Here is a 15,067-nt window from a genome sequence, read left to right on the forward strand (position 1 = left end):
ACTTCATGCCGAGGCAAGAGTAGGGAGGACTAAGAATAAATGTGTTCAAAAAGACAACCTAAAAAACTAAATAAACACGCTTGCCGTTTAGACAAAGAACGATCGTGTTCTGAAAATCGCTACGTCAAATTTGTGATGCGTACGATGCTGATCAGCTTATCTGTAGGTGTCTATATGAATGTACCCGTTCAGGCAACGGCACAAACCATCAAGATCGTACGTACATCTGTCTCTGAGACGACTGATTCCCCTATTACTATTACCCATACTTTCACTGATGTAAGTGGAACACAGCTACTTCCTTCTTTGAATTCCTATAATAAAGTCAGTTATCCTCCAACGATAAACCACTATTGGTTAATTCCTAACAAAACATTATGGACATCAGAAACTGGAAGCAGCGTGCCGCTTTCTATTTTTTCCGGTATGACTGATCCAACAAAAGGTGATCAGCTAAAACAAATTATTGATATTTTAAATCATGCTTTGACAGGTGTGAAGGACGGTGGAAGTGCACAAGTCTCTTATGTATATGGAAAAGATTATTCACAGTTCGAAGGAAAGGAAATCGACGTTCTGGCAGGGACAAAAATTTCGATATCGAATCTGGTAGAAAGCTTGAGGAATGCAGATGGAACACAAGGAGATATGTCCAAAGTAATTTCAAACAATGGGAATATCATAGACACGACCAATACAGGTGTATCTACTATTGACTTGTCTTATTTTGATCCAATTGCTTTAAAAACAATGACTGCATCTGCTGTGATTCATGTTCATGCTGATCAAACAGCTATCAAAGGAAAAGATCTTCATCTAATAACAGGAGAGAATTACGACCCTAAAGCGCTTATCGAATATGTAACAAAAAGCGATGGAACTTCAGGGAATAAAGAAGAAATCAAAATGAGCGGGACAGTAGATCCTACCACACCGGGAGAATATCCCGTCGCATTAACTTATGTAGATCCTCTTACATCAAAAGCGGTGGAAACAACAGTTGTCGTTTATGTAGAAGCACCTGCTGCTTCATCGACTGTCATCACTCATTTTATTGATCGTCAAACGAATAAAGAACTGCAAGCAGAAACACGCATAAGTAGTGTAGAACCTATTCCAGATTTACAACTATCTGCTGAATTTTCTGATCGAGTGCCAAATGTAGATTTGTCGACTTATGAACAAGACGGAAAAGTCACTTCTATTTCTGACTGGATGCAAGCAAACAGATTAGACAGAAATAGTAACTGGTCGGTAATCCTTGAAGCCCTTCACTCAGAACTGATGAATAATAGGAAGCAATCAGGAGAGGAAATTACCTTCACTTATGTTTATGTACCGGATAATAGTTCATTAGAAGGTCACGTTGTTATTGCTCAGCCAAATGAAAAAATAAGTAAAGAAGAGTTGATCCAATCCGCAACAAACTCCTTAGGTAAACCCGTACCGTCAAAGGATGTAGAGGTCACAATCAACGGAGAACCATTGGAGGATGGTTATTTGACCAAACAAACAGGCGATTTTACGATTATGTATAGTTATCATGACCCGTATTCACTCCAAGAACTCCATGCTCAGTCGCTATTACATGTTTTACCATTAAACAAACAGATAAACCAAAAAGAACAAAAAAGACAAGAAGAAAGCTTGTCAGAAAAAAAACAACAAATGGCTCATGCAGTTTCTCCAACAGAAGAAGTAAAACAAACAAGAAGCCTAGAACCAGCAAGAATATCTGTAAAAAGCTCAGAATCTAACCAAACGATAGGGCAAGAAGATCATTTGGTACCACAAGTTTCTGAATCGGAAAATGAAATGTTAGAGTCTAACATAGAACAACAATTGGAAAAAGAAATTGTTGCTAAACAGCCGGAAGATCAAAATGAATCAGATGACTGCAAGGAAACGAAGAAAAAGCGCTTGTCAACTATTGATTCCACCAATGAGCATCTGCAGCCGCAAGTACCACTTCCTAGTCAGGGAACACCCGCACCTGGTGGAGGCGTCCCTTCTTCTTCCGCTTTAGGAGATGTCATGCGAGGTATGGCAGGAACATGGGTATACGCTAATCGAAATGAATTTGACGCAGATGACTGGTTCTGATTGTTATAGTCAAATAAGTAGCTGAGTTATCAGTTATTTGGCATAATGGATACGAGGAGGGATAGAAAAATGTTAGATAAAACGTTGCCTTACGCAGAAATCTGGATGACAAGACCACTTCAACTGCCTGTGCCAATGACGCCTTTAGCGAAAGGCTTTAAATTTCGAACCTATCAAAAAGGGGACGAATCTGCTTGGTCAGAGATTGAAACTTCTGTTGGGGAATTTCAAACGTCAGATGAAGCACTTGAGTATTTTCAAAAAAACTTTGCTCCTTATCCTGAAGAACTTGAAAGAAGGATGTTTTTTGTAGAGACAAAAAATGGAGAAAAAGTAGCAACCTGTACCGCTTGGCGAAAGAAATCAAGAGAGCGAGTGTATCCGGTTTTTCATTGGTTGGCAGTTAAACCAATTTACCAAGGAAAAGGGCTCGCAAAAGCATTGACTGCTAAAGTCTTACAAGAATTTCCTACCCTCCATACGGATGGACCAATCTATCTTCACACCCAGACATGGAGCCATCAGGCAATTGCTCTTTATAAAAAAATGGGTTTTTCTTTTATTGCTGAAAATCTAGACGGCACACCTAATTCAGATTATGAAAAAGTTATGCAGGTTTTAAGTAAATTAGATAAATAAAAAATGGTGAAATCAGCTCACAATATGAGAAGAAAAACGGAAAAGTAGTTCTTTCTATCTTACTGTTTTTGAATTCATCCTGTTGGCTAGCTGATGATACGCTATTTATTCGAAAAAGAAGAGGTTGTGACAAAAGTCTTGTCACTGCCTCTTCTCTTATTTTTTTAGTATTTTTATCGTTTGATTTTTTTGGGAATAAAATTCTTGATGAAAGTAAATTTTTGGTAATCATTTCGACTATAAAGGTAACCAAATATACTGAAAACGACTGCTCCAATAAAATTAACAAATAAATCCTTCATAGTATCCATGATTCCCACATCTAAATAACCATTTTGGATGATTATTTTATCTGTTTTACCGTCTGCATTCTGACTTTCAATGATTGTCCGAGTGATATCAGGAACATGATAGACAGTGTTTCCGTCTTTGCTTAACTCCACACTATTGATTTGCTGAACGATCGTATCTTTTTGCATATCGAATTGTAGCAATTTATCTGCTGAAAATTCAACAAACTCCCACATAACACCAACTGTCATCGAAAAACAAAAGGAAACGACTGCTAATAACAAAGGAGTCAAGTTCATCGTTTTTGTATTTTTATTGAGCAAATAAACAAGTGAAAAACCGACACCCCCAGCTAAAAATCCGCTGAATGCATGTAGAAAAGTATCCCACATTGAAAAATAGCCATAAAAATCGCTTAATTCTCCTAAAACCGTTGAACTGAAAATAAAAGATAACAATATGATTTCTAACATATTTGGAATCTGTATTTTTAATATCTTTTCCAGGAAATAAGGAATTTCAAATAAAATCAGTGTCAATAATAAAAGCATCGTATTTCCCCAATGTTGGTTCCAAATCTGATCAGCCAACATAATAACAACGATGATACGTAATAAAATATAGATTCCATTTGTGATTCTGCCAGCAGTTTTTGTACTGTTCGTAAAAAAGGTTTTCAAATGATTCATAAAATAACTCCTTCATGTATATCCTTAATTATACTAAGAAGCGCGTGTTTACCAAAACTATATGTCTTAAAGAAAAACAGAGTTGATATTGTGAAAAAAATCACTTAATATAGGTATAAGGAGAAAAGGGGGATAAACATGAAAAAATTAGTTGTTGGTTTATTAACGGCGGTTTCGCTTCTTGCCATGAGTGCATGTGGCGCAGATCAGAAAAATACAGCACAGACAAGTTCTAGTACGAAGGAATCTGCCGAAGTGTCATCAGGTGCTTCTGAACAAGCATATACTGATCCAAAAGAAATGAAAGAATCTTATGATATCGTAATCGTGGGAGCCGGCGGTGCAGGGATGGCAGCCGCTATCGAAGCAAAAGATGCTGGCTTGAACCCAGTGATTTTCGAAAAGATGCCTGTTGCCGGAGGAAATACGTCTAAATCATCAAGCGGAATGAACGCTTCTGAAACCAAATTCCAAAAAGAAGAGGGAATCGAAGACTCAAATGAGGCATTCTATGAAGAAACGCTAAAAGGTGGCGGAGGAACAAATGATAAAGAAATGCTTCGTTACTTTGTCGATCACTCTGCTGATGCAATCGATTGGTTGGATCAAAATGGGATCAAACTAGATAATTTAACGATCACTGGAGGGATGAGTGAGAAGAGGACGCATCGTCCGTCTGATGGCTCGGCTATCGGTGGATATTTAGTGGATGGATTATTGAACAGCGTCCATGAGCGAAAAATACCGATTTTTGTCAACACAGATGTGACAGATATTAAGAAAAATGGCGAAACAGTCAATGAAGTGACTGTACATGTCCAAGGAGAAGAACCAAAAAAAATCACCGGTAAAGCAATCGTCGTCACTACAGGCGGTTTTGGTGCTAGCAAAGAATTTATTGAAAGATATCGTCCTGATTTAGCTGATTATATTACGACAAATCAAGAAGGATCAACTGGAGATGGTATTACCATGATCGAAAAGTTAGGCGGACAAACCGTTGACATGGATAAAATACAAATTCATCCAACCGTGCAACAGGATGAGGGAATCTTGATCGGTGAAGTGGTTCGCGGAGAAGGAGCAATCTTGGTGAATCAAGAAGGAAAAAGATTTGTGAATGAAATGGATACAAGGGATAAAGTATCTGCAGCCATCACAGCGTTGCCTGAAAAATCAGCGTATTTGATTTTTGATCAAGGCGTGCGTGATCGTGTCACTGCCATCGAATTTTATGACCAAAAAGGATATGTCACAACTGGAAAAACAATGGAAGAATTAGCAGAAAAAATTGATTTGCCAAAAGAAACATTAGCAAAAACAGTTGATGGATGGAATGCGGATGTTGCGGAGAAAAAAGATGCTCAATTCAATCGTGCCACAGCCATGGAACATGATCTATCGTCTCCAAATTATTATGCAATCAAAATCGCGCCAGGGATCCATTATACGATGGGTGGCGTGAAAATCAATACGAATACCGAAGTATTGGATAAAGAAAATCAGCCAATCAGCGGGTTGTATGCTGCCGGAGAAGTCACAGGTGGCTTACATGGAGACAATCGGATCGGTGGAAACTCAGTTGCAGAAATCATTATTTTTGGGCGACAAGCGGGCATACAAGCAGCTCGATTTGCTTCGGAAAATGAATGAAATAGAACGTAAATAAAAAGAGGTTGTGAAATCAGCGTTTTGACCTGAGTATTAGAGAAACAAACGGCAAAATAGTTCCTCATATTTTGCCGTTTGTTGAGCGAATACCGAGGGTCAGCTGATTGAACACCGTTTGTTCGGAAAAAGAGCGTGGGACAAAAGTAAAGAACACTTTTGTCTCACGCTCTAAACACGTATAAACGGCGAAAGCAGAAGCAACTCCTTCTTATTTCTTGGAGTTAAACGCTTCTGTCCCAGCCTCTTTTTTGATCAGCATGGTTTTATTCAGTTATCTTCAAAATGATTTTTCCGATGTTTTTGTTTGCTTCCATATATTCATGCGCTTGTTTGACTTCGCTGAATTGGAATGTACGGTCAATGATTGGCCGAATCTTGCCACTTTCTAGAAAAGGCCCCGCTTTTTCCATAAAAGTTTGTGCGAGCTCTGCTTTATACTGATCACTTCTAGGTGTCAATAATGTACCAAGAAGTTGGACGCGTTTCCCAATTAATACACCAAGGTCTATCTCAGGCACAATGGTTCCTCCAAGCATACCAATCAAGACCCAGCGACCATCAACGGCTATAGAAGCTAAATTCTTTTCCCAGTAAGAAGCGCCGATGAAATCCAAGATAACATCGACTCCTCGGCCATCAGTGATTTTTCTTACCTCTTCTTGAAAATCTTGTTTTTTATAGTTGATCAATTCATCTGCACCAAGTTCTTTACAAAAGGCGAGCTTTTCTTCTGATCCTGCAGTAACGATGATTTTCGCGTGAGAAAGTTGTCTAGCTAATTGGATCGCTGCTGTTCCAACACCACTTGCTCCTGCGTGGATCAAAACAGTTTCGCCTTCTTGTAATTTTCCAAGCCAATAAAGTGTTTGATAAGCAGTCAGAAAAACTTCTGAGATTCCAGCAGCAGAAACATAATCTAACGTATCAGGGAGAAGGATTGCTCGATTGGCAGGCATCACAGCATATTCAGCATAACCACATAGATTGACTAATCCGTACACTTTTGTCCCAGGAGTAAAAATGGGGATATCACTTTTATTCTCAACTACCTCTCCAGCTACTTCGACACCCAAAATAGGGTAGGGAGGTTTTAAAGAGACTGATTCTCTTTTCATGATATCTGTTCGATTGACAGCTGCTGTATGGACTTTTATCAATAATTCGCCTTGTTTTGGTTCAGGAACAGGCACTTCTATTTGTTCTAATACATCTACAGAACCAGGATGCTTGATTGAAATGGCACGCATGGATCTATTCCTCCTTTGCCCATTCTTGGAATGCTGTATTCAACTCTTGGCTACCTTCAGAAAGCACTAGAGTCGTACGGGAAATATCCGTTTCTTCCACAAGAGCGGCAAGTACAGCAGCAACTGTAGAACGAGTAATCGTTTTGGCTGCTTTTTCATTAGGCTTAGTCAATTGAATGGAGGTGACTTCTTCATCGTTCGTCAATGTGACTGGTTGAAGAATGACAAAATCTAAGTTAGTTCGTTTCAGCCATTCATCTGCATAATGTTTAGTAATATAATAATCTGTCATGGACTTAGGCCATTTTGCTGGTTCATCTGCATAAACAGCACTGACCATCAGATAGCGAGAGACATGCGCATTTTCAGCTGCGATAACTGTTTTGATTGCACCATCCAAGTCTACTTGCAAAAGATTCTTTCCTTGAGAACCGGCAGCAAAAATCAATACATCGATACCTTTGAATGCTTCAGCCATTTTTTCCACGGACCAAGTCAAATCAAAAGAGACATACGAAACATTCTCTTTTTTCACTAATGTCTGGGAAGCGACATCTCTTACCCCAGCAAAAATTTCGTGGGAACTTGAAGCTAAATCTTTTATCAGGTGTCGGCCAATCTGTCCGTTTGCACCTACAACAAAAATTTTCATTTTGGATCATCCTTTCGACGTCAAATCTTACTATTTAATAGTAACACCAAAAGAGAAAAAAATCAGACATCGGCTACGATGACTATCAGTGATGAAGAGAAGGGCGCTTGAAGTATCTTAACAAGACATTGCATACTGCCGCAGTCGCAAGACCAGCGACGATTCCTTCAGGTACGCCACTTGTAAAAATAACTGCAAGAATAGCTGAATAAACAGCGTTTAAATTTGTCCCGATGACTTTGGCGTAATCTTGCTGGAATAAAAAGTAGATCATATTCATCACTAAAATCGTATTGGTCAATGAGCCGGCAAGTCCTGCTAAGAATAAAGAGACGGTATCTGCTTTTTGTTTCATCAGTTTGCGCAGACCATTATAAACGAAATAAGGAACAACACCAATCAAGATCCGAGGGATAAACGCAATCAACAAGGCTTTCCAGCTTCCATGTTCAGTTCCGATGACTGGGATGAACGGAGAAAAGACAAAAGACAAAGGTGTTTGGATAACCGTACTTCGAATCATACTGATCAGTCCAAATGTACCGCCAAGAAAAGCACCTAGTCTTGGTCCTAAAACGATCGAAGCAATGATTACAGGTATATGCATGGTTGTTGCATTTATTGGGCCAATAGGAATAAACCCTAGAGGCGTAACAGCTAATAAAATCAAAATAGCTAAAAACATCGCAGTCAAAGTAAAGTTTTTTGTATTTTTCATAAGTACTCCTTTTTCACTAAGCATTTCTTTCGTTAAGAGTCAGCATGACCTGTTCGATGATCGTCTGAATATCAGCTAAGGCACCTTTTCCAAAATCTCCGCAAGCTAAAAGAGATTCTTTTGGTTCGATTTCCTGATAGCCGACAGATCTCAATGTTTCCAGATTACGCTGAGTAATCGGGTTTTGATACATATTCGTGTTCATAGCAGGGGCAATCAGTTTTGGTGTTCCCATCGGAAGCGCCATTGCGACTGTTGAAAGGAGATCGTCTGCAATGCCGTTTGCTAGCTTGCCGACAATGTTCGCCGTAGCAGGTGCGATTAGAAACAAGTCAGCTTGTTTGGCTAGTTCGATATGATTGATCACCTGTGGATTTGATTCTTGCATGACATCTGTATGGACTGCTCGCTTCGACAGAGATTGCAAGGTTAATGGCGTGATAAAATGTGTGCTGCTTTTAGACATAATCACATCTACTTGGACACCTGATTTGACAAATTGACTTGTAAGATCGGCGCTTTTGTAAGCAGAAATACTTCCGGTAACGCCTAATAAGATCTTTTTCATTTTGATTCCTCCAATCTAATTTTTTCAGTAATCAATGCAGCAATCTCAGATTTGCTTTGTGCTTCTTCCACTGTCCCATCTTTAGATAAGAGATAACCGTGGTGTGTCTCGCCATGGATTTCTGTCAAATCATTCGCGAAAATAAAATCAGTTTTGTTATTTATCAGACTGTTTTTGGCAACTGTAAGAAGAGATTCCTTTGGTACGTCTACTAATAGTTTGAAACCAATGATTTTCGCTTTCGGCTGCCATTCACGCAGATAAGAAATGATTTTTGGCGTTTTCTTCAAAACGAGCACAAGATGCTCGGTGTCAGAAGAGATCTTTGAAGCAGAGTGCTTTATTTGTTCATTTTCTGCAAACCAATTGGCCAGTTCTTCTTGTGTTGAAGAAGCGGGTAGTTTTTTTGCCAACTGTTCTTCTGAAAAACTAAAAGCAGGAGTAAAATCACTGACTGCCATACTGTGGATAATTGCATCATAGTGTTCTTTTTTTGTGAGTGCTTCTAATTGTAAAAACAAGTCTTGGGCAGACTCGATCGTATAGATCGTTATATTGGAACGTCTTTCCGGTTTCAGTGCTTGTCTCGTAGTCACGTAATCGACTGTGGTATCTGGGTTGGCAGCTAAGTGATCAGCTAAAGCTTGTCCTAATCGTCCTGTCGAATGATTCGTAATAGCACGTACCTGATCGATTTTTTCAGTTGTCCCTCCAGCTGTGATCAGAACCTTCATTTTTGGTCACCTACATTTACCAGTGTTCTTCCTTGATGTGTCCCAGCAAGTAGTTTAGTTGCTGTTTCAGGCAACTGCTCCAGAGTAACTTCTTGGACGACTAGATCATCTGCCATCTGCAAATCTGCCATCTGTTGCCATAAAGAAGGACGTTGTTCAATAGGTACATTGACAGAATCGATCCCAATCAATTGGATGTTTCGCAGAATAAAAGGCAAAACGGTCGTGTTTAGTTTGATTCCCCCTGCATTGCCACATAAAGCTGCTACACCGTTATAAGAGATCAATGGAAGAAGACTACTTAGTTGCTCACCACCTACTGTGTCGATGACAGCATCGATTTGCTGTTTTCCTAAAGTTTTTGTTGTTTCTGGCAGAAATTCATCAGGTCGTACGACTTGAGAAGCACCTAGGCTTTTTAGCCATGTGACAGACTCTTCTTTTCTGGAAAAAGCAATGATTGACTGGAATCCGAGTTTATGTAACAGGGCGACAGCTACACTGCCTACACCGCCAGAAGCACCAGTAACGACAACTTTTTTATTGGAGGTTATGCCTTGACGGATTAAAGCGTTCACACACAACATAGCAGTAAACCCTGCTGTACCAAAAATCATCGCTTGCCGCAGTGTCATATTTTTCGGTAGAGGGACTAACCAGTCTCCTGGTACTTTTTGGTATTGGCTGTAACCGCCTGGATAGGTGACACCAAGCCCAAAACCAGTAGCAAGTACAAGATCTCCTTCTGAAAAACGTGAATCTTTACTTTGGACGACAGTTCCGGATAAATCAATCCCTGGAGTCATCGGATAGGTTCGTATCACCTGACCAGACTCGCTCATTGCCAATGCATCTTTATAATTGACATCAGAATAGGCAATTTTTACCAAGACTTCATTTTCAGCCAATTCAGTAAATGGCAGATCACTGATTGCTGTATGGAAAACAGGTTCATTTATTACCTGAAAAGATCGAAAAGCGTTCATTCGTGAGACACTCCTTTTAAAAATTTTCTTTTATCATACCACAAAGCCTACTTTTTTATTCTGGTTCTTCCTTAAATTTAGACAAAAATTAGGTGAAAGAGGCAGAAAAAAGAAAGAATCGAATAAGTAGAAATGATTCGAAAAGATAAAGAAATATTCAGCAAAAAAAATTTTAAAAAGGGTTGCCTTTTGCAATAAAATTCGTATACTAATACGAGTGGTAGTAAACCAGAAGTTTACTATTAGAAAACTTCATACGGAGGAAATTATGGAAATTGGTGAGAAGTTAAGAAATTTGCGCATCCAAAAGAATTTGACACAAGAAGAACTAGGCGAACGCACAGATTTGTCAAAAGGGTATATTTCCCAGTTGGAACGAGATTTAAGTTCACCATCAATGGAAACATTCTTTTCTATTCTTGAAGTCTTAGGTGTCACTCCAGAAGAATTTTTTCATCAAGAAGCAGCGAATCTGCAAGTGGTTTATTCAAAAGAAGATCATACGGTTTATTTCGATGAAGAAAACGGGTATGAATTGGAATGGCTGGTGGCTGATTCGAATGAAAAAGAAATGGAGCCTGTCTTACTAACTTTTGAAGGTGCAGGAGAATATAAGACGTTTGAACCTTCATTATCTGAAACGTTTATTTTTGTATTAGAAGGGGAATTAGAGTTAAGCTTAGGAGAGACGGTCTATGTGGCAAAAGCAGGACAGTCGATCTATTATCAAGCGACAAAACAACATCAATTAAGGAATCATCTCAAAAAACGAACAAAAGCATTGATTGTCGCGACACAATCATATTTGTAATATAGGGGGTAAAAACGTGGGGAAACCAATCATTTCATTTGATCAAGTAGTGAAACGCTATGATGATGAAACAGTATTAAAAAAAGTAAGTTTTGAGATCGAACAAGGAAAATTTTATACACTGCTTGGTCCTTCCGGCTGTGGTAAAACAACGATCCTACGTATTATAGCTGGATTCACCGAAGCTACAGAAGGGGACATCTATTTTGAAGGGAAACGGTTGAATGATTTGCCAGCTAATAAGCGACAAGTAAACACCGTCTTCCAAGATTATGCACTTTTTCCTCATATGAATGTTTTTGATAACGTTGCTTTTGGATTGAAGATCAAAAAAATGTCCAAATCTGATATCGAAAAGAAGGTAAAAGATGCATTGCGTATGGTCCAGCTTCCTGGATATGAGAAACGGGAGATCAGTGAAATGTCTGGTGGTCAAAGACAGCGTGTAGCGATTGCACGAGCAATCGTGAACGAACCCAAAGTATTGCTACTAGATGAACCGTTATCGGCGCTTGATTTGAAACTACGTACAGATATGCAGTATGAACTGCGGGATCTGCAACAACGATTAGGGATCACGTTTATTTTTGTGACTCATGATCAAGAAGAAGCGTTGGCGATGAGTGATGAGATTTTTGTCATGAATAAAGGGAAAATCGTCCAAAGTGGTACGCCTGTAGATATTTATGATGAGCCAATCAATCATTTCGTTGCTGATTTTGTTGGGGAAAGCAATATCGTGGACGGTGTGATGATTGAAGATAATCTAGTTGAATTTGTTGGTAAGCAATTTGAATGTGTCGATGGCGGGATGCGCCCGAATGAGCCAGTTGAAGTTGTTTTACGCCCAGAGGATTTGACAATCACGACACCAGATAAAGGAAAGTTAGTCGTAACGGTCGATACTCAGCTGTTTCGTGGTGTCCATTATGAAATCATCTGTTATGATGAACAGCAAAATGAATGGATGGTCCATTCGACGAAAAAAGCTAAAGAAGGAAGTAAAGTAGGATTGGCCTTTGAGCCAGAAGATATCCATGTCATGCGTTTCAACGAGTCTGAAGAAGAATTCGATGCACGTCTTGACAGTTACGAAGAATAGGGGGGACAAGAATGAAAACAATGCGCAGGATCTATTCCGTCCCTTATATTTTGTGGCTCGGTTTATTCGTGATCGCGCCTGTATTAATGATCATTTATCAATCTTTTTTTGATATGAATGGGCAATTCACGCTGAATAACTATCTATCTTATTTTACGTCGGGGACATCGCTTTCTATGACGATCAATTCTGTATGGTATGCATTTTTGATCACGTTTTTTACACTGATCATCAGTTACCCGACTGCTTATTTTTTAACAAAACTGAAGCACAAGCAATTATGGCTGATGTTGATTATTTTGCCTACATGGGTGAATCTGCTGCTTAAAGCTTATGCATTTATTGGAATTTTCAGTGTTCACGGCAGCGTGAATCATTTCTTTGACTTTATCGGGATCGGACCGAAACAGATATTGTTCACAGACTTCAGTTTCTTGTTCGTCGCAACGTATATCGAGATTCCATTTATGATTATGCCGATTTTCAATGCACTGGAAGAGATGAATCCTTCTTTGATCAGTGCCAGCAGAGATTTAGGAGCGAATAGCTTTGAGACCTTCCGACGAGTGATTTTTCCATTATCATTAAATGGTGTGAAAAGCGGCGTCCAAGCAGTCTTTATTCCTTCTCTTTCTTTATTCATGCTCACTCGTCTGATTGGTGGTAACCGAGTAATCACTTTAGGAACAGCTATCGAACAGCATTTCTTGGTTACGCAAAACTGGGGGATGGGTTCTACAATCGGTGTGATTTTAATCATTGCTATGTTTATCGTGATGCTCCTGACAGGCGAGAAGAAAAAAGGAGGTCGCTCATAAATGAAAAAATTTAAATGGTCGTATCTTTATTTAGGGATCGTCTTTTTATTCTTATATGCACCGATCTTCTATCTGATTTTTTATTCCTTCAATGAAGGAGGAACGATGAACAGCTTTACAGGGTTTACTTGGGAAAATTATGAAGCTGTTTTTGAAGATACTCGTTTGATCATTATCGTATTGAATACGTTCATGCTGGCTTTTTTATCTGCATTGATCGCCACGATCATCGGGACATTTGGGGCTATGGGGATCTATTACACGAAGAAACGACGTGCACGGACAGCGTTGTTGAGCATGAATAACATCTTATTAGTCTCTCCTGATGTTATTATCGGTGCTAGTTTCTTGATTTTCTTTACACTACTAGGATTCGGATTAGGTTTTCAGAGTGTATTGCTTTCCCATATTGCTTTCAGCATTCCAATCGTCGTCTTGATGGTCTTGCCAAAATTGCAAGAAATGAACGATTCAATGGTTGATGCGGCTAGAGATCTTGGTGCTAATAATTTGCAAGTAGTCAAAAATATCATTTTGCCTTATCTTTCTCCAGGGATCATAGCTGGGTATTTTATGGCATTTACCTATTCTCTTGACGATTTTGCGGTTACGTTTTTCGTCACAGGAAATGGCTTTACAACGCTCTCAGTAGAGATTTATTCTCGTGCAAGACAAGGAATCAGTTTAGAAATCAATGCGCTAAGTGCATTAGTTTTCTTGTTCTCCATGATATTGGTCATTGGTTACTACTTCATTAGTAAAGAGAACCGTCCAAAACGGTTGAAGAAAAACAGAAGAGTACGCGAGGGGGTGGCACGGCTACGATGAAAAAATTACAATCTCTGTTTTTAGGTATTCTCATCATTATTGCGGTGCTGCTGCTTGGTGTACGTCAACTTGAAAAAACAAGTGGCATGAGTGGAGCGAAGGTACTGACGATCTATAACTGGGGGGATTATATCGATCCTAGTTTGATCACGAAATTTGAAAAAGAATATGGATACAAAGTAAATTATGAAACATTTGATTCTAATGAAGCGATGTTCACAAAGATCCAACAAGGTGGAACAAACTATGATATCGCTATTCCAAGTGAATATATGATCCAAAAAATGATCAAAGAAAAACTAGTGCTACCCTTAGATCATTCAAAGATCAAAGGATTAAATAATATCGATCCACGATTTTTAAATTTGGATTTTGATCCAGATAATCAGTATTCGATTCCATATTTTTGGGGAACTTTAGGGATCGTATATAATGATAAATTCTTTGATGCAGATCAAATCCAGCATTGGGATGATTTGTGGAAGCCGGAATTGAAAGACAGTTTGATGCTGATTGATGGTGCACGAGAAGTTATGGGGCTTTCTTTGAATAGTCTAGGCTATTCTTTGAATAGTAAGAATATGGCACAGCTGACAGAAGCAGCAAATAAATTGAATCATCTAACACCAAATGTCAAAGCAATCGTGGCTGATGAGATCAAAATGTATATGATCAATGAAGAAGCTTCCGTGGCAGTAACATTTTCTGGTGAAGCTGCCGATATGATGTGGGAAAATGAACATTTACATTACGTGATCCCACCAGAAGGGTCCAATCTTTGGTTTGATAATATCGTTATGCCAAAAACCGTGAAGAATAAAGAAGGTGCCTATGATTTCATCAACTTTATGCTAGAACCGAAAAACGCGGCACAAAATGCAGAGTATATTGGTTATTCTACACCAAATGAAAAAGCAAAAGCGTTATTGCCAAAAGACATTTCGTCGGACGAACAATTTTATCCATCTGATGACACGATCTCTCATCTTGAAGTCTACGAAGATTTAGGATCGAAATACCTAGGCATCTATAATGACCTATTCTTAGAATTCAAGATGTATCGGAAATAGTGAGAAAATCAGCAAATTTGCATAACTATAATAAAAAGGACTTAGTTTTGATGGGAAATTTTTCAAAATTAAGTCCTTTTTATGTAGTTGAAACGGGTATAATTATTTTAAGGAAGTGATCTAAGGATACCAAATTAGTA

Annotated in this window: 15 protein-coding genes; 8 read left to right on the forward strand and 7 right to left on the reverse strand. The window is 38.8% G+C overall.

Features of this window, described 5'->3' with window-relative positions; all coding sequences use genetic code 11:
* Positions 1-39 precede the first annotated feature (39 nt).
* Together A5816_RS01095 and A5816_RS01100 are read left to right on the forward strand one after the other, a co-directional pair.
* On the forward strand, positions 40-2,103 hold the full coding sequence (locus A5816_RS01095; protein ID WP_086310506.1) for a bacterial Ig-like domain-containing protein: 2,064 nt from the start codon (positions 40-42) through the stop codon (positions 2,101-2,103).
* 69 nt (positions 2,104-2,172) lie between these two features.
* A complete protein-coding gene (locus A5816_RS01100; protein WP_086310507.1) occupies positions 2,173-2,742 on the forward strand; it encodes an N-acetyltransferase in 570 nt (189 codons plus the stop codon).
* 173 nt (positions 2,743-2,915) lie between these two features.
* Here the strand turns inward: A5816_RS01100 and A5816_RS01105 are convergent, their stop codons facing one another.
* Positions 2,916-3,722, reverse strand: coding sequence for a hypothetical protein (locus A5816_RS01105; RefSeq protein WP_002340928.1), 807 nt, complete (start codon positions 3,720-3,722; stop codon positions 2,916-2,918).
* A 138-nt stretch (positions 3,723-3,860) separates the two neighbouring features.
* On the opposite strand from A5816_RS01105, the gene A5816_RS01110 reads away from it, so the two are divergent.
* Entirely contained in the window at positions 3,861-5,375 is a 1,515-nt protein-coding gene (locus tag A5816_RS01110; RefSeq protein WP_086310508.1) for a flavocytochrome c, read from the forward strand.
* 281 nt (positions 5,376-5,656) lie between these two features.
* Here the strand turns inward: A5816_RS01110 and A5816_RS01115 are convergent, their stop codons facing one another.
* From A5816_RS01115 to A5816_RS01140, 6 genes are all read right to left on the reverse strand, one after another.
* Positions 5,657-6,640 carry an NAD(P)H-quinone oxidoreductase gene (locus tag A5816_RS01115; protein ID WP_086310509.1) on the reverse strand — a complete coding sequence of 328 codons (984 nt, stop codon included), beginning with the start codon at positions 6,638-6,640 and terminating at the stop codon, positions 5,657-5,659.
* Positions 6,641-6,644: 4 nt separating this feature from the next.
* Positions 6,645-7,292 carry an NAD(P)-binding oxidoreductase gene (locus A5816_RS01120; RefSeq protein WP_002373409.1) on the reverse strand — a complete coding sequence of 216 codons (648 nt, stop codon included), beginning with the start codon at positions 7,290-7,292 and terminating at the stop codon, positions 6,645-6,647.
* 85 nt (positions 7,293-7,377) lie between these two features.
* On the reverse strand, positions 7,378-8,010 hold the full coding sequence (locus A5816_RS01125) for an ECF transporter S component (protein WP_002308409.1): 633 nt from the start codon (positions 8,008-8,010) through the stop codon (positions 7,378-7,380).
* Positions 8,011-8,026: 16 nt separating this feature from the next.
* Positions 8,027-8,578: a phosphopantothenoylcysteine decarboxylase gene (gene coaC, locus A5816_RS01130; RefSeq protein WP_086310510.1), complete on the reverse strand. Its 552-nt coding sequence runs from the start codon at positions 8,576-8,578 to the stop codon at positions 8,027-8,029.
* Entirely contained in the window at positions 8,575-9,312 is a 738-nt protein-coding gene (locus tag A5816_RS01135; RefSeq protein ID WP_086310511.1) for a phosphopantothenate--cysteine ligase, read from the reverse strand. Before A5816_RS01135 ends, coaC begins: the two co-directional genes overlap by 4 nt.
* Positions 9,309-10,298 (reverse strand): oxidoreductase, encoded by a 990-nt coding sequence (locus A5816_RS01140; protein ID WP_010732066.1) that lies wholly within the window; start codon positions 10,296-10,298, stop codon positions 9,309-9,311. Before A5816_RS01140 ends, A5816_RS01135 begins: the two co-directional genes overlap by 4 nt.
* Before the next feature lie 268 nt (positions 10,299-10,566).
* Here A5816_RS01140 and A5816_RS01145 point away from each other — a divergent pair, with 268 nt between their 5' ends.
* From A5816_RS01145 to A5816_RS01165, 5 genes are read left to right on the forward strand one after another with little or no spacing between them, the layout of a single operon-like run.
* Positions 10,567-11,109 (forward strand): helix-turn-helix domain-containing protein, encoded by a 543-nt coding sequence (locus A5816_RS01145; RefSeq protein WP_086310512.1) that lies wholly within the window; start codon positions 10,567-10,569, stop codon positions 11,107-11,109.
* 16 nt (positions 11,110-11,125) lie between these two features.
* Positions 11,126-12,211, forward strand: coding sequence for an ABC transporter ATP-binding protein (locus A5816_RS01150; RefSeq protein ID WP_002308416.1), 1,086 nt, complete (start codon positions 11,126-11,128; stop codon positions 12,209-12,211).
* An 11-nt stretch (positions 12,212-12,222) separates the two neighbouring features.
* Positions 12,223-13,029: an ABC transporter permease gene (locus A5816_RS01155; RefSeq protein WP_002287038.1), complete on the forward strand. Its 807-nt coding sequence runs from the start codon at positions 12,223-12,225 to the stop codon at positions 13,027-13,029.
* On the forward strand, positions 13,030-13,857 hold the full coding sequence (locus A5816_RS01160; RefSeq protein ID WP_002308417.1) for an ABC transporter permease: 828 nt from the start codon (positions 13,030-13,032) through the stop codon (positions 13,855-13,857).
* Complete coding sequence (locus tag A5816_RS01165; protein ID WP_086310513.1) at positions 13,854-14,927, forward strand: ABC transporter substrate-binding protein; 1,074 nt, start codon at positions 13,854-13,856, stop codon at positions 14,925-14,927. Before A5816_RS01160 ends, A5816_RS01165 begins: the two co-directional genes overlap by 4 nt.
* Positions 14,928-15,067 lie beyond the last annotated feature (140 nt).

The sequence above is a fragment of the Enterococcus sp. 3G1_DIV0629 genome (assembly GCF_002141285.1).
GTDB lineage: Bacteria > Bacillota > Bacilli > Lactobacillales > Enterococcaceae > Enterococcus_B > Enterococcus_B lactis.

What these genes read in the sequence shown, in the direction of transcription:
- A5816_RS01145 (WP_086310512.1), top strand. Translation starts at nt 10,567, where the DNA reads ATGGAAATTGGTGAGAAGTTAAGAAATTTGCGCATCCAAAAGAATTTG.
- A5816_RS01100 (WP_086310507.1), top strand. Translation starts at nt 2,173, where the DNA reads ATGTTAGATAAAACGTTGCCTTACGCAGAAATCTGGATGACAAGACCA.
- A5816_RS01155 (WP_002287038.1), top strand. Translation starts at nt 12,223, where the DNA reads ATGAAAACAATGCGCAGGATCTATTCCGTCCCTTATATTTTGTGGCTC.
- A5816_RS01120 (WP_002373409.1), bottom strand. Translation starts at nt 7,292, where the DNA reads ATGAAAATTTTTGTTGTAGGTGCAAACGGACAGATTGGCCGACACCTG.
- coaC (WP_086310510.1), bottom strand. Translation starts at nt 8,578, where the DNA reads ATGAAAAAGATCTTATTAGGCGTTACCGGAAGTATTTCTGCTTACAAA.
- A5816_RS01110 (WP_086310508.1), top strand. Translation starts at nt 3,861, where the DNA reads ATGAAAAAATTAGTTGTTGGTTTATTAACGGCGGTTTCGCTTCTTGCC.
- A5816_RS01105 (WP_002340928.1), bottom strand. Translation starts at nt 3,722, where the DNA reads ATGAATCATTTGAAAACCTTTTTTACGAACAGTACAAAAACTGCTGGC.
- A5816_RS01165 (WP_086310513.1), top strand. Translation starts at nt 13,854, where the DNA reads ATGAAAAAATTACAATCTCTGTTTTTAGGTATTCTCATCATTATTGCG.
- A5816_RS01125 (WP_002308409.1), bottom strand. Translation starts at nt 8,010, where the DNA reads ATGAAAAATACAAAAAACTTTACTTTGACTGCGATGTTTTTAGCTATT.
- A5816_RS01135 (WP_086310511.1), bottom strand. Translation starts at nt 9,312, where the DNA reads ATGAAGGTTCTGATCACAGCTGGAGGGACAACTGAAAAAATCGATCAG.
- A5816_RS01095 (WP_086310506.1), top strand. Translation starts at nt 40, where the DNA reads ATGTGTTCAAAAAGACAACCTAAAAAACTAAATAAACACGCTTGCCGT.
- A5816_RS01115 (WP_086310509.1), bottom strand. Translation starts at nt 6,640, where the DNA reads ATGCGTGCCATTTCAATCAAGCATCCTGGTTCTGTAGATGTATTAGAA.
- A5816_RS01160 (WP_002308417.1), top strand. Translation starts at nt 13,030, where the DNA reads ATGAAAAAATTTAAATGGTCGTATCTTTATTTAGGGATCGTCTTTTTA.
- A5816_RS01140 (WP_010732066.1), bottom strand. Translation starts at nt 10,298, where the DNA reads ATGAACGCTTTTCGATCTTTTCAGGTAATAAATGAACCTGTTTTCCAT.